We start from the raw sequence: 15,368 nt of genomic DNA, 5'->3' as shown, positions 1-15,368 counted from the left end.
GAATTATTTGGAAAGTGCCTTCAGAACTTTATCAGTAATGTCAATACGCGGATTCGAATACACCACGTCTTGCAGAACAACATCAATCTTCTCGGCTTCGGCGATTTGCTTGATGGCTCTTTGGGCACGTTCTACCAGCGAAGCGATTTCTTCATTCTGGCGCTGGTTCAGGTCTTCATTATAAATACGCTGTTTGCGATTGAAGTCCTGATCCAGTTCAGTGATTTCACGCTGACGCTTGATACGGTCTGTTTCTTGCAGGACGGGCGCATCCTTGTCCAGTTTCTCAGCCATGGCCTTGATTTTCTTTGCCAGGCCTTCCAGTTCTTCGCGCCGCTTGGAGAATTCAACTTTCAGCTTGGCTTCGGCTGCTTTCGCCGGCACCGATTCGCGTATCACCCTTTGAGAATCAAAGATGGCGATTCTGGAATCTTGTGCCTGCGCCTGGGCCATGCTGAAAACGCAAGCCACACCAAGCAACATGCGCTGCAGCAATTGGGCCGGGGTAATATGTTGACTCAAAATAATCTCCGTAACACGTACTAAAACAAATATGGCAATGCCGTCTATCAGAACCCGGTACCCATCTGGAACTGGAATGACTGTTTCTTGTCATCAGGTTTGGCATTCAGTGCCTTACCAAAACTCAGTTTCAATGGACCGACCGGCGATATCCAGCTTATACCTATACCTGCGGAAAAGCGCAAATCCTTCGCACGGATTTTTTGTCCTTCATCAAAGACGTTACCGCCGTCAAGGAAGGTAAACCAGCGCAGGGACTTATCCGCACCAGGGAATGGAATCTGTAATTCTACATTACCCAGCAACCTCGTTGCACCACCCAGTGCATCGCCATTCGGATCCTTGGTACCCAGGGTAGATGGTTCATAACCACGGACCGAGCCGATACCACCAGCATAGAAGTTTTTAAACAAAGGATAAGGCTTGCCGCCCAAACCATGACCATAGTCAAACTCACCGTTCAAAGCCAGCACGACTGAACGATAAACCGGCTGGAACAACTGTGCATTATAGATCGCACGATAGTACTTGAAGCTGCCAACCGCTGACAATTCAAGATTGGCACGCTGATAACGACCGATGGTCGGCGTCAATACGCTATCACGGCTATCACGTTGCCATGCTGCAGTCAGCGGGAAGGAGTTGGTCACAGCCTCACCCACGCCATAATCCACACTGCCGGTGTCTTTCACGCCATTGCCATAGTCGGCAACGTATTTCAGGTAACGATACGGACTACCATAATAGGTTTGCACCTTGGTGCGTTCAAAACCCAGACCAAAGAAGACAGTATCAACTTCAGAGAATGGTACACCAAAGCGCAAGGCACCACCGGTAGTCTGGATTTTGTAATCGCCAACGCTACCGATAATAGGACGGGTAGTACGTACGTAAGCCTCGATATTACGGCTAACACCATCATCCGTGAAATACGGATCTGTGTGAGAAACAGCAATCGTGCGGTTCTGGCTGCTGGTATTGATATCCAGGCCTATCGTGTCACCACTACCAAAGGCATTGGCTTGCTGGATAGAACCGGTCAATGTCAATCGTTCAGCGCTGGAGTAACCAGCACCAAACAACAGGTTACCGGTCGGTTTTTCGGTTACTGACAGATTCACGTCAACCTGATCAACACTGGTAGGCACTTCAGGTGTTTCTATCGTCACGTCCTTGAAGTAACCCAAGCGCTCTACGCGGTCACGCGAGGCCTTGATTTTTTCACCATCATACCAGGAGCTTTCAAACTGACGGAATTCGCGGCGTATGACTTCATCACGGGTACGGGTATTACCAGCCAGGTTGATACGACGCACATAGACGCGCTTGCCCGGATCAACAAAGATCGTGAATGCGACTTCTTTTTTCTCTTTGTCGAGGATAGGATTGGCATTGACGTTGGCAAATGCATAACCAAAATTACCCATACGCTCGGAAATACGCTTGGTACTCTCGGTCAGGCGGGCTGCATTGTAAATATTGCCTTTTTTCAGCAATAACAGGGAAGCGAGTTCTTCTTCACGCCCCATGGTGTCGCCTTCAAGCTTGATATCGGAAACAGTGTACTTGTCGCCTTCATCAAGATTGATGGTGATGTAGATGTCTTTTTTGTCCGGGGTGATGGAAATCTGGGTAGACAGGATTTGCATTTCCAGATAGCCGCGGTTTTGATAGAACGAGCGCAAGGTTTCGATATCACCCGACAGTTTCTGTTTGGAGTATTGGTCGGCCTTGGTGTACCAGCTAAACCAGCCTGGAGTGGACAGTGCCATCAACTCGCGCAGCTCACCATCCGAAAAAGCCTTGTTACCGATGATATTGATCTGGGCAATTTTTGCCACATCGCCCTCATCCACGGCAAACGTCACGTTCACACGGTTACGTTCTATCGGTGTGATGGTGGTGGTGATTTGCATGCCATACAAGCCCTTGGACAGGTATTGGCGCTTTAATTCCTGTTCGGCACGATCAACCGTTGCCTTATCGAAGATGCGTGATTCGCCGACGCCGATATCTTTCAACGCCTTGACCAGTGCATCTTTCTCAAATTCCTTGGTGCCGGTAAATTCTACGCCGGCGATGGTTGGACGCTCTTCCAGCAACACAACCAGAACCCCGTCCTGCACTTCTATCTGAACATCCTTGAAGAAACCCGTGGCATACAGGGATTTGATCGCAGTCGTACTTTTAGCGTCATCAAACACTTCGCCAACCTTGACAGGCAAATAGCTGAATACAGTACCGGCCTCCGTCCGTTGCAATCCTTCTACCCGTATATCCTTGACGGTAAAGGGTTCAATCGCGAGTGCGTTTCCAGTGCAGAGTGCAAATGCGGCCAGAGACAAGGCATGACGACGAAAATGGGCTAAAGTGAACTGCTCGATATGTAATTTCATTGGGTATAAAGTTCTTTCAATACTCTCAATATTGCTATCTGAAATGAGTTTTTGCCATCAAGCCGACTATTATGACACTAGTCGGACGATGTCATTAAAAAAAGCTATTGCCATCATGGTCAGCAGCAAAAAAAACCCGGCACGCTGTCCCATTTCCATATAATGATCTGGCAAAGGTTTCCCTCTCAAAACTTCCAGCGAATAATACAACAAATACCCCCCATCCAAAACCGGTATGGGTAGCAAATTCATCACGCCCAGACTAATACTGATCAAAGCGATAAAAGCTAGATAACTAATTGCACTGACTCTTGAGGTCTGACCAGCATAGTCAGCAATCGTCAGCGGGCCAGTAATATGCTTCAGAGAAACTTTTCCCGTCAGCATCTTGCCCAGCATCTTGAAGCTGAACAGACTGGTATCCCAGGTTTTTTCCGCAGCCCGGCTCAAGGCCGCAAAACCAGATGCCTGTACTACCGCCATTTCCGGCGGCATGCCTTTCAATTTAACCTTCAGCAAGCCAACTTTCTGCTTACTTACCTCTTGCACTGTGGGCGTAACGTCTGCCTCAAACTGCTCCTGCCCTCTTTGCACCAATAACTTCAACGGCTTTCCAGGATTCGCGTTGACCAGTTGCCTAAATTCAATCACATCCAGCAAAGGCTTGCGATCGATTTCCAGAATGCGGTCACCAGCTTTCAAGCCCGCCTGCAGAGCCGGACTAGCAGGCAGCAACTCCTCAAGTATCACTTCCTTGTTACTGACCAGATTCAAGCCCAGCTGCCCGAGGAAATCGCCATCGACCTCATTGGCATTCAAACTCTGCAAAGGTAACTCTATCGTCATCGTAACTGTGGCGGAAGCCCGGTCCGGATTGGCGCGCCGGATTTCCAATGCAGGATTAGTGCCAGCCAGCCTGGCCTGCATCAGCCGCCAGCGCAACTCCGACCAGGTTTGTATAGCCTCATTATCAATGCCAGTAACCAGATCACCATAACGCAAACCAGCCTGGTAAGCGATGGATGCGGATGCCACGCGCACTTTTGCAGCTGGCTCGGAAAAACCATGCATGAACAATACCGAATACAAAGCAATTGCCAGCAGGAAATTTGCGATCGGCCCAGCAGCAACAATGGCGATACGCTTCCAGACCGATTGCTGGCAAAATTCCCGGGGAAGCTCTTCCGGGGAAATATTCTCAACGCCCTGCTCACGGGCGTCCAGCATCTTTACATACCCCCCCAGAGGCAGTATGGAAATCGCCCATTCGGTCTGATCCCTGCCAAAACGCCGGGAATAGATCACCTTGCCCATGCCAAGCGAAAAACGCAATACCTTGACACCACACCAGCGTGCGACCAGATAATGACCAAGCTCATGAATGGTGACGAGAATGCCCAGTGTCACCAGGAAAGCCAGCGCGTTTTGCAGCCAAGTGATCACGGAATCATTGCCCCTGTCAGTGCGCGCGCCTCGGCATCGCTGGCCAGGATGCTATCCAGATCCGGGGTATCGGTCACTGCCATTTTCTCCAGCGTGCGCTGTATGAGCTCATTGATCATGCGGAAGCCGATCTTTTTATCCAAAAACGCTTGGACAGCGACTTCATTACTTGCGTTCAATATGATTGAGGCTGACTTTCCGGTGTGCAAGGCATCGTAGGCCAGTTGCAGACAAGGGAAACGTGTCATATCCGGCGCCTGAAAATGCAGACTGGCCACCTTCAGCAAATCCAGAGGTGCGACACCTGAATCTATCCGTTCAGGATACGCCATGCCGTAGGCAATAGGAATGCGCATATCCGGATTACCCATCTGGGCCAGCACGGTACCATCGGTATACGACACCATGGAATGAATCACGCTTTGCGGATGAATGACGACTTCGATCTGCTCTGCTGGCGTCGCAAACAGCCAGTGGGCTTCTATCACTTCCAGCCCCTTGTTCATCATGGTCGCCGAATCAACCGAGATTTTGCGCCCCATAACCCAGTTCGGGTGGGCAACTGCCTGCTCTGGCGTGACATCGGTCAGTGTCGCCACGTCCCGGTTCAGAAAGGGACCGCCCGAGGCGGTCAACAGAATCTTGTGGATGCCATGACGTTCGGGCTGGCGATCATAATTGCCCGGCAGGCACTGAAATATGGCATTGTGCTCACTATCGATGGGCAAGAGTGCCGCGCCGCTGTGTTTGATCGCATCGATAAACAACTGCCCCGACATGACCAACGCTTCCTTATTGGCCAGCAAGACCTTCTTGCCGGCACGCGCCGCTGCCAGTGAGGCTGGCAAGCCGGCAGCGCCGACAATGGCGGCCATGACGCTATCGCATTCAGGCGCAGTGGCAACATCACACAGAGCCTGTGGGCCGTGCTGCACCTGAATATGTGCCAGTTTCATTTCCCGCAGGCGACTTGCCAGCTCATCTGCCGCCCTGGCCGTACCGACCACCGCAACTTTAGGCAAAAACGCCTGACATTGCTGCGCCAGCTTTTCCACCTGTGTATGCGCAGTCAGGGCAAACACGCCGTAGCGACCAGGGTGTCTGGCCACGACATCCAGCGTAGACACGCCGATCGACCCGGTTGCCCCCAAAATACATAACTGCTGTTTTTTCTGCATACTGTCTATCGCCATAAATCCAGCAAAGCTGCCAGTGGAAGGACTGGTATCAGCGCATCTATCCGGTCCAGCACACCGCCATGGCCTGGCAACAGATTACTACTGTCTTTCATGCCGACACGGCGTTTCAATGATGACTCAAACAGATCACCGACGACACTGGCTGCGGTCAATACGGTCATGGCAAGCAAAAATATCAGCCAGCCTTTTCTGGCCAGCAAATGCGCAGTAAAGGTATTTTCCAGACCAGGAATGAAAGCCGTCGCCGTTGCCAGCGCCAACACGCATACCCAGCCACCAATAGCGCCTTCCCAGGATTTCCCCGGAGAAATTGTGGGTGCCAGCTTGTGTTTCCCCAAGGCTTTCCCTGAAAAATAAGCACCGATATCCGCAATCCAGACAATGGCCATGACGGAAAACAGATACATCGGCGAATATTTGAAGAACACTGCAATGGCCACGAAACAGGCAAAAATACTGATGCCATACAAGGCACTCATCAGGCCACTGGTAAAGCCACGTACGTCGGGCAAGCCACGGGCGAGCGTCGGCAACAGACGGAAAATCCAGAATGCAGTAGCAAAGGCAAACAGCAGCAGTTGCGAAAAACTCTCAAGATGGAAATAAAAATACCCCAGCATACCAGTCCAGATTGCCGCCATGACCAGCGGTGCCGGTTTGGCAAACAAACGCTGGCATTCCCAGATGGCGGCAGCAAAGAACACCAGCGCAAGCACGGAAAAAGCAATAAACGAGGCCGAATACAGGACTGGCAGCAAGATGGCCAGCAAAACCAGGGCAGTCGCTACACGGGTTTTTAGCATCAATTGCTTTCTTGTGCGGGGGATTGTTCGGACACCTGTGCGCTGGTGCGACCAAAGCGACGCTCACGATGCTGATAAGAAGCGATGGCCAGATCCAGTGCCGCCGCATCAAAATCAGGCCAGAAGGTATCCGTGAAATAGAATTCACTATAGGCCAATTGCCATAAAAGGAAATTGGAAATGCGGGTTTCGCCGCCTGTACGGACAAACAGATCAGGCTCAGGCGCATAGGCCATGGACAGGTACCCGGACAACTGGTCTTCATCTATCGCCTGCCCTGCCTTGCCAGCAGCACTCAGATCCTGTTGCAGACGATTGGCCGCCTGCACGATATCCCAGCGCCCGCCATAATTGGCACAGACGGTGACAGTCAACCCCTTGTTCAGGGCAGTCTTTTCTTCCGCAGCCTGTATCATGGCTTGCAGTTTGGCATCAAAACGCGTCAGATCGCCGACTACTTTCAAGCGAATGTCATTGGCGTGCATTTTTGCCACTTCTTTTTCCAGCGCAGTGACGAACAGACGCATCAGCAGGGACACTTCTTCTGCCGGACGACGCCAGTTTTCAGAACTGAAGGCAAACAGGGTCAGGTAAGACACGCCACGCCGGGCGCAAGCCTCAACCACACCCCTGACTGCCTCCACGCCCTTGACATGGCCAGCGACGCGCGGCAAGAAACGCTTGGTTGCCCAGCGTCCGTTGCCGTCCATGATGATTGCAATATGCTTAGGAATCGCGCCAACTGCAGGAACTTCCTTGGTGGAACTTGTATGGCTCATGTAAATCCAGAATGTGTTGGTACGCGGGCAAGGGCTTAAACTGTCAACACTTCTTTCTCTTTTTCGGCCAGAAGCTTGTCCACTTCGGCAACGAATTTATCAGTCAACTTCTGGACTTCATCTTGCGCACGACGCTCATCATCTTCCGAGCACTCTTTATCTTTCAACATCTTTTTCAATGTTTCATTGGCATCGCGGCGAATATTGCGGACGGCAATCTTGGCGCTCTCACCTTCGGTCTTTACCAGCTTGACCATCTCTTTACGACGCTCTTCTGTCAGCGGTGGTGTAGGCACACGTATCAATTCACCCTGAGATGAAGGATTCAGACCCAGATCTGCATCACGGATGGCTTTTTCAATCGCGTTGAGCATCTTCTTTTCCCAAGGCTGCACACCGATGGTACGCGCATCAATCAGCGTCACATTGGCAACCTGGGTAATATGGGTAGGTGTTCCGTAGTAATCAACCTGGACATGATCCAGAATGCCGGTATGGGCACGGCCTGTACGCACTTTGGCCAAATCGTTTTTCAAAGTCTCGATGGACTTTTGCATGCGCTGGTCGGAATTTTTTTTAATATCTGCTACGCTCATGGCGCTCTCCTGTACATCATGGCAAGGATAACGCCCGTGGCGACACCCCTTGCCGAATTAATATGAAACATCCAAAGTGCAGGATTATACGTGCACTAATGTGCCTTCGTCTGCCCCCAGGATGACATTCTTCAATGCGCCCGGTTTAATAATGGAAAATACCTTAATGGGCAATTTCTGATCACGGCACAGCGCAAATGCGGTCGCATCCATGACTTGCAAGTGGCGGGCGATCGCCTCATCAAAAGAAATCGTGGTGTAACGGGTTGCTGTCGCATCCTTTTTCGGGTCAGCGGTATAGACGCCATCCACCTTGGTCGCCTTCAGCACGATTTCCGCACCGATCTCGGAACCACGCAAGGCAGCAGCCGTGTCGGTGGTGAAGAAAGGATTGCCGGTACCGGCTGCAAAAACGATGACCTTGCCTTCTTCCAGGTATTGCAGGGCTTTCGGGCGAACATACGGTTCGACCACCTGGTCAATGGCAATGGCTGACATCACGCGCGATGTCAGGCCAACCTGACGCATGGCATCAGACAATGCCAGTGCATTCATGACGGTGGCCAGCATGCCCATGTAATCGGCAGTAGCACGGTCCATACCCTGGGCGCCTGGAGCCACACCACGGAAGATGTTGCCGCCGCCGATAACAATCGCCAACTCCACACCCATTCTTGATACTTCTGCCACATCGGCCACCATACGTTCTATGGTGGCACGGTTAATGCCAAACGGATCATCGCCCATCAGGGCTTCGCCAGAGAGCTTCAAGAGCACACGCTTGTAAGCAGGTTTTGTCATGATAGGACTCCTTCTGGTAAGTTGATTAGTCTAAAAGATTTCATGCGAAATGAGATGACTTTGATAAAGTCTCTCTTGTTTTCTATTTGGTTTGCCAACGCAAGCCTGGCAACCATGGGCAAACCAAATAAAACGCCAGAACTGGATATTCACATCTGAACGCACAAACTTAAAGAGCCGGAAACAAATACTTACAATCGCAAGGTTTAAAAAAACGGGCCTTTCGGCCCGTTTTTTTTGATTCGCCAGATTACGCCTGTTTTGCTGCAGCCACTTGCGCGGCCACTTCTGCGGCAAAATCGTCCTGCTTCTTCTCGATACCTTCACCAACAACAAACATCGTGAACGCTTTCACTGTTGTATTAACAGATTTCAACATCTGCTCAACAGTTTGCTTGTCGTTCTTGACGAAAGTCTGGTTCAGCAAAGAAACTTCTTTCAGGAATTTCTGTACAGAACCTTCAACCATTTTTTCAACGATATCTGCTGGCTTGCCAGATTCAGCCGCTTTCAGAGCAGCTACAGAGCGCTCTTTTTCGATCAAATCAGCAGGAACCTGGTCAGAAGACAAAGAAACTGGTTTCATCGCGGCAATGTGCATTGCCACGTCTTTACCAACTTGCTCATCAGCACCGTCAAATTCAACGACTACGCCGATACGTGTGCCGTGCAGGTAAGAAACCAGCTTGGCGCTGGTGTCAAAACGCACAAAACGACGGAAGGACATGTTTTCGCCGATTTTACCAACCAGGGCTGCACGTACTTCTTCTACTGTCTTGCCATCCAGTGGCAAGGCGCCCAGTGCTGCGATATCAGCAGGGTTATGCTCAGCGATCAGTTTTGCGCAGGTGTTAGCCAGTGCCAGGAAATCATCATTCTTGGTAACGAAGTCTGTTTCGCAGTTAACTTCGATCAGGGAACCAACGTTACCAGCGATGTGAGATGCGACAACGCCTTCTGCAGTGATACGGGAAGATGCCTTGGAAGCTTTGCTACCCAATTTCACACGCAGAATTTCTTCCGCACGGTCCATATCGCCTTCTGCTTCTGTCAGGGCTTTTTTACATTCCATCATCGGCGCGTCTGTCTTCGCGCGCAGTGCACCTACCAAAGCTGCTGTAATTGCCGCCATGTCATTCTCCTAGTTCAATGGTGCCACGCAGGCACCGATCATCAAATTTTGTTTAAAAAAAAGGGCGAACGATTGTTGCCCATTTTTTTGCTTCAGGTTGTCATGACAACCTGAAGCCATGTGCCTGAACAGGCAAATTATGCTTGTTCTACTTCTACGAACTCGTCAGAACCTGGCTTAACAGCTTCCAAAACTTCGTTGACTGCATTTGCACGGCCTTCGAGGATTGCGTCAGCAACACCACGAGCATACAAAGCAATCGCTTTGGAGGAGTCATCATTACCAGGAATGATGTAAGCAACGCCTTCTGGGGAATGGTTAGTATCAACCACACCGATAACAGGGATACCCAGTTTTGCAGCTTCAGTGATCGCGCCTTTGTGGTAGCCAACGTCGACTACGAAAATTGCGTCAGGAATGCCGCCCATATCCTTGATGCCGCCGATGGATTTTTGCAGCTTGATCATTTCACGTTGGAACATCAACGCTTCTTTTTTGGACAGTTTCTCTACAGAACCATCTTCAATGGAAGCTTCCATGTCTTTCAGGCGCTTGATCGATGTTTTGACTGTTTTGAAGTTAGTCAACATACCACCCAACCAGCGTTGATCAACGAAAGGCATGCCGGCGCGATTTGCTTCAGCAGCGATGATGTCACGGGATTGACGCTTGGTACCAACCAACAACACTGTGCCGCGATTGGAGGACAATTGACGGATGTACTTCATCGCGTCCTGGTACATTGCCAGGGTTTTTTCCAGGTTGACGATATGAATCTTGTTGCGATGGCCGAAGATATACGGTGCCATTTTTGGATTCCAAAAACGGGTTTGGTGACCAAAGTGCACACCAGCTTCCAGCATTTCACGCATTGTTACAGACATAATAACTCCAGGGTTAGGTCTTGAATCCAGCCAGTGATCCAAGCAACTTAATGGACTTAACCATACAAGCGCCGAAGACACCCTTTTCGACCGGATTCGATTAATAAAAAATTAATTAACTCATGCTGCATTTGAATACATCCACAAGCTAACCATCAATTGTACTATGAAAATGGGGTTTTCCTCAAGTGCTGCGTTTTATTGCGGGAATGCGGTACTCGCCTTCCTGGACTATAATTCCGGTTCTGCAACATTCTCGCAATTTTACCTGCCGCCATCATACTGATCGCAGCAACAGACAGAAGAAAACGTATGGAAGCTATTACTATCAAAACGCCGGAAGATATCGCCGGCATGCGCATTGCCGGAAGATTGGCTTCCGAAGTCCTCGATTACATCACGCCCTTTGTCAAAGTCGGCGTCACCACGGGTGAACTGGACAGGCTGTGTCATGAGTACATGACGAATGTACAGGGCACCATCCCTGCTCCACTAAATTACTGCCCGCCAGGTTACACACCCTATCCGAAAGCCATCTGCACCTCGATCAACGACGTGATCTGCCACGGCATACCGGGCGACAAAGTCCTGAAAGATGGCGATTCCGTCAATCTGGACATTACCGTCATCAAAGACGGCTACCACGGCGATACCAGCCGCATGTTTTTGCTGGGCGAAACATCCATCCTTGCCAAACGCCTGAGTGCCATCACTTATGAGTGCATGTGGCTGGGCATATCAAAAATTAAACCGGGTGCGCATCTGGGTGATATCGGTCATGTCATACAGCAATATGCAGAAAAAGCTGGCTACAGCGTAGTGCGTGAATTCTGCGGTCATGGCATCGGCAAGATTTTCCACGAAGCACCACAGGTCATGCACTACGGCAAACCGGGCACCATGGAAAAACTGCTACCCGGCATGATTTTCACCGTAGAACCGATGATCAATGCCGGCCGCCGTGAAATCAAGGAAATGCAGGATGGCTGGACCATCAAGACCAAGGATCGCAGCCTGTCAGCGCAGTGGGAACATACCGTGCTGGTGACAGAAACCGGCTACGAAGTGCTGACCCTGTCGGATGGCTACCCGCCAATTCCAGACTTCATCACTGCGGCTGGCAAAGCGTAAGGCCCACAGGCAAATGCAGACTCCGGCAATCACATTCAAGGAAGAATTAAAGGCAGCACAACTGCTGGTCATTAATGCATTCAAGGAAAATCACAAGGCAGAGCAATTGCTGCACGATCTCTGCCGCAATGTCGATCACCTGCTAAGCAAGATCTGGCGTGATTTTGATTTTCCGAAAGAAGCAGCATTAGTGGCCGTGGGCGGCTATGGCCGTGGCGAACTATTCCCTTATTCGGACGTGGATGTACTGATACTGCTACAGCAAAGGCCGGACGCCACATTGCGTGAAAAGCTGGAAAAACTGGTACAGCTATTCTGGGATATTGGCCTTGATATCGGGCACAGCATACGTACTGTAGAAGAATGCCTGCAAGAATCGGCCGCCGATATCACCGTGCAAACCAGTTTACTGGAAGCGCGCCTGGTGACCGGCAGCCGCAAGTCATTCCGCGACATGCAACAGCACTATGCGGAAGCAATGAATCCGCAAAAGTTTTTCCAGGAAAAACTGCTGGAACTACAGCAGCGCCACGTCAAGTACGAAGACACCCCCTATAGCCTGGAGCCAAACTGCAAGGAAAGCCCGGGCGGCCTGCGTGATTTACAGGTGATACTCTGGGTCGCCAAGGCAGCCAACCTGGGCAATTCATGGCGCGAACTGGCAGAACGTGGACTGATTACCGATGTCGAGGCGCGGCAGTTGAAGCGCAATGAGCGTGCCTTCAAGGATATCCGCATACGTCTGCACATTTATGCCGGCCGGCGCGAAGACCGCCTGATCTTTGACGTGCAGACACCTATTGCTGAAACCTTCGGCTTCAAGACCACCGAATCGCGACGCGCCAGCGAATACCTGATGCAACGTTACTACTGGGCGGCCAAAGCAGTTACCCAGTTAAATACCGTACTGCTGCAAAATATTGAAGCTGTCCTGTTTCCACAGCCATCGGTACCGCGCCCCATCAATGCGCATTTCAATGAAGTGAACGGCTTTATTGATATCGCCCGCGATGACACCTTTGAATCATCGCCATCGACCATCTTCGAAATTTTCCTTGTCATGGCCAGGCAAAGTGAACTCAAAGGCATGACGGCAAGGACCCTGCGCGCACTATGGCATGCACGCCTGTTGATCGACGCTGAATTCAGGCATGATATTTTCAACCGTTCGCTATTCCTGCAAATATTGCAATCGCCGCAAGGTATCACCCATGCCCTGCGCCGCATGAACCAGATGAGCATACTCGGTCGTTATCTGCCCAACTTCCGCCGCATCATCGGGCAGATGCAGCACGACCTGTTTCATGCCTACACAGTGGACCAACATATCCTGATGGTGGTGCGCAATCTGCGCCGCTTCACCATGCCGGAACATGCGCATGAATACCCATTCTGCAGTCAATTGATGGCCAATTTCAATCAGCCATGGATACTGTATATTGCCGCCCTGTTCCACGATATTGCCAAGGGGCGCGGTGGCGATCATTCGATACTGGGCATGACGGATGCCAAAAAATTCTGCTATGACCATGGCCTGACCAGAGCCAATACCGAGCTCATCGTTTTTCTGGTGCAGAATCATCTGACGATGTCACACGTAGCGCAAAAGCAGGATTTGTCTGATCCGGATGTCGTGCAACATTTCGCCAGCCTGGTCAAGGATGAGCGCCATCTGACGGCCCTGTATTTGCTGACCGTATCCGACATCCGTGGCACCAGCCCCAAGGTCTGGAACGCCTGGAAGGGCAAGCTACTCGAAGACCTGTACCGCATAACCCTGCGCGTACTGGGCGGTGAAGCGCCAAGCAAAGACCGGGAACTGAAAAACCGCCAGGAAGAAGCCCTCAAGGCACTGCGCCTGTATGGCCTGGCACCCGATGCCCATGAGAAATTCTGGCAACAACTGGATGTGGCCTACTTTTTACGCCATGATGCGTCCGACATCGCCTGGCAGACGCGTGCCCTGCACGACCGCATAGACAGTGCCACACCAGTAGTAAAATGCCGCCTGTCACCGATAGGTGAAGGCTTGCAGATCACTGTCTACGTCAAGGACCAGCCGGATTTATTCGCCCGCATCTGCAATTATTTCGACGGCAAGAATTTTGGCATCCTGGATGCCAAAATTCACACCAGCAAAGGTGGCTATGCACTGGATACCTTCCTGGTGATTGAACCGGCCTTTGCCAATAATTATCGCGACATCATCAATCTGCTGGAACATGAACTGACCGAAGTACTGACCCGCCAGACACCCCTGTCACCGCCGAATCGCGGACGCCTGTCACGCCTGTCACGCACTTTCCCTATCGTGCCTACCGTGGATTTGCGCCCGGATGATCGTGGCCAGTATTATTTACTGTCGATTTCAGCGAATGACCGCAATGGCTTGCTGTATGCTATTGCGAATATCCTAACCAAGCACAAGATCAATTTGCATACAGCAAAAATCATGACTCTGGGGGAAAGGGTCGAAGACGTCTTCATCGTCGATGGCCAGGCCTTGCAGGGTGCACGCAGCCAGATCCAGTTTGAGACCGATTTACTGGATGCCCTGCGTATCTGAAACCAATTTACTTCTGATACAGCACGGCGCACATAACAATAAACATAAACAATAAACCTAAACAATACAAACACTACACGTCGCGGTCTTGCCGGCCGCCGATACCGCCGTAATTTTTATTTGATAGCATCATGACTGAACTTGTAAGACTCTCGAAACGCATGTCCGAACTGGGCCTTTGCTCACGACGCGAGGCCGATGAATGGATCGTCCGTGGCTGGGTAAGAGTGGATGGCAAAGTCATTTCTGAACTGGGCAGCAAAGTGCTGCCACACCAGCAAGTGACAGTGGAAAGACAGGCCGCTGCCGAACAATCAAAGCGCGTCACCGTCCTCATCAACAAACCGGTAGGTTTTGTCAGTGGTCAGGCAGAAGATGGCTACACGCCCGCCATCGCTCTCGTCAAACCAGAAAATCGCTGGGAAGAAGACGACGTTGATACGCAGTTCCACCCTACCCAGCTACGCAGCCTGGTGCCTGCGGGCCGGCTCGATATTGATTCGGTCGGTTTACTGGTATTGACCCAGGATGGCCGTATCGCCAAACACCTGATCGGTGAAACTACCGTTGTTGAAAAAGAGTATCTGGTACGTGTGCAGTACAGCAAACCGGGCCGCTTGCCGGATGCCGATTTACGTCGACTGAATCACGGTTTAACGCTGGATGGCAAAAAGCTGCTGCCAGCAAAAGTCACCTGGCAAAATGAAGACCAGTTAAACTTCATTTTGCGCGAAGGCAAAAAGCGCCAGATACGGCGCATGTGCGATATGGTGGGCTTGCAGGTACTAGGGCTGAAACGCGTGCGCATAGGCAAGGTCAAGCTGGGCAAACTGCCCGAAGGACAATGGCGCTATCTGCGCGAAGACGAACAGTTCTGATCTGGCTGGTCAGTTTGACAAGCTGACAACTTAGAACCTGTTTACGATCTGTAGCGAGCGGGCGTCAGCGGGGTCAGGGTAACTAAGCGCAGCGCAAAAAGCGGGATGTACTTCTAGGGGCTGTTAACATTCAATAAATCCAAAGGTAAGCAAATACAAGATTGATGAAGGAAAGGAAGTTTCTATCCAATTTTTCATACCGTGTTGCAAGCCTGCGGAATTGCTTTATGCGATTGAA

General features: G+C 50.9%; 13 protein-coding genes. 3 read left to right on the top strand and 10 right to left on the bottom strand.

Annotated features, from left to right (window positions below):
• Nucleotides 1–3: 3 nt before the first annotated feature.
• The 10 genes from ACO0LK_RS22405 to rpsB form a co-directional block, all read right to left on the bottom strand.
• Nucleotides 4–483, bottom strand: a complete 480-nt coding sequence (locus tag ACO0LK_RS22405; RefSeq protein WP_422979145.1) for an OmpH family outer membrane protein — start codon at nt 481–483, stop codon at nt 4–6.
• Nucleotides 484–569: 86 nt separating this feature from the next.
• Nucleotides 570–2,918: an outer membrane protein assembly factor BamA gene (bamA, locus tag ACO0LK_RS22400; RefSeq protein ID WP_422979009.1), complete on the bottom strand. Its 2,349-nt coding sequence runs from the start codon at nt 2,916–2,918 to the stop codon at nt 570–572.
• 69 nt (nt 2,919–2,987) lie between these two features.
• A complete protein-coding gene (rseP, locus tag ACO0LK_RS22395) occupies nt 2,988–4,358 on the bottom strand; it encodes an RIP metalloprotease RseP (RefSeq protein WP_422979143.1) in 1,371 nt (456 codons plus the stop codon).
• Nucleotides 4,358–5,539 carry a 1-deoxy-D-xylulose-5-phosphate reductoisomerase gene (gene ispC / locus ACO0LK_RS22390; RefSeq protein ID WP_422979007.1) on the bottom strand — a complete coding sequence of 394 codons (1,182 nt, stop codon included), beginning with the start codon at nt 5,537–5,539 and terminating at the stop codon, nt 4,358–4,360. Before ispC ends, rseP begins: the two co-directional genes overlap by 1 nt.
• Before the next feature lie 5 nt (nt 5,540–5,544).
• Nucleotides 5,545–6,363: a phosphatidate cytidylyltransferase gene (locus ACO0LK_RS22385; RefSeq protein ID WP_422979005.1), complete on the bottom strand. Its 819-nt coding sequence runs from the start codon at nt 6,361–6,363 to the stop codon at nt 5,545–5,547.
• Entirely contained in the window at nt 6,363–7,142 is a 780-nt protein-coding gene (locus ACO0LK_RS22380) for an isoprenyl transferase (protein ID WP_186945274.1), read from the bottom strand. Before ACO0LK_RS22380 ends, ACO0LK_RS22385 begins: the two co-directional genes overlap by 1 nt.
• 35 nt (nt 7,143–7,177) lie before the next feature.
• On the bottom strand, nt 7,178–7,738 hold the full coding sequence (frr, locus tag ACO0LK_RS22375) for a ribosome recycling factor (RefSeq protein WP_422979002.1): 561 nt from the start codon (nt 7,736–7,738) through the stop codon (nt 7,178–7,180).
• 84 nt (nt 7,739–7,822) lie between these two features.
• Nucleotides 7,823–8,539 (bottom strand): UMP kinase, encoded by a 717-nt coding sequence (gene pyrH, locus ACO0LK_RS22370; protein ID WP_162041352.1) that lies wholly within the window; start codon nt 8,537–8,539, stop codon nt 7,823–7,825.
• Between the two features lie 250 nt (nt 8,540–8,789).
• Nucleotides 8,790–9,671 carry a translation elongation factor Ts gene (tsf, locus tag ACO0LK_RS22365; RefSeq protein WP_186945276.1) on the bottom strand — a complete coding sequence of 294 codons (882 nt, stop codon included), beginning with the start codon at nt 9,669–9,671 and terminating at the stop codon, nt 8,790–8,792.
• A gap of 137 nt (nt 9,672–9,808) precedes the next feature.
• Nucleotides 9,809–10,555, bottom strand: coding sequence for a 30S ribosomal protein S2 (rpsB, locus tag ACO0LK_RS22360; RefSeq protein WP_422979141.1), 747 nt, complete (start codon nt 10,553–10,555; stop codon nt 9,809–9,811).
• 312 nt (nt 10,556–10,867) lie between these two features.
• Between rpsB and map the strand changes: the two genes are divergently transcribed.
• From map to ACO0LK_RS22345, 3 genes are all read left to right on the top strand, one after another.
• The gene (map, locus tag ACO0LK_RS22355) at nt 10,868–11,686 is read left to right on the top strand and encodes a type I methionyl aminopeptidase (protein WP_422979000.1); all 819 of its coding nucleotides are present in this window, start codon (nt 10,868–10,870) and stop codon (nt 11,684–11,686) included.
• A 13-nt stretch (nt 11,687–11,699) separates the two neighbouring features.
• Nucleotides 11,700–14,252, top strand: coding sequence for a [protein-PII] uridylyltransferase (locus tag ACO0LK_RS22350; RefSeq protein WP_422979139.1), 2,553 nt, complete (start codon nt 11,700–11,702; stop codon nt 14,250–14,252).
• Between the two features lie 131 nt (nt 14,253–14,383).
• On the top strand, nt 14,384–15,130 hold the full coding sequence (locus tag ACO0LK_RS22345) for a pseudouridine synthase (protein ID WP_422978998.1): 747 nt from the start codon (nt 14,384–14,386) through the stop codon (nt 15,128–15,130).
• Nucleotides 15,131–15,368: the final 238 nt, after the last annotated feature.

The organism is Undibacterium sp. Ji49W (genome assembly GCF_049340205.1).
Classification (GTDB): domain Bacteria; phylum Pseudomonadota; class Gammaproteobacteria; order Burkholderiales; family Burkholderiaceae_D; genus Undibacterium.
This window is presented reverse-complemented; position numbering and strand designations above follow the sequence as displayed.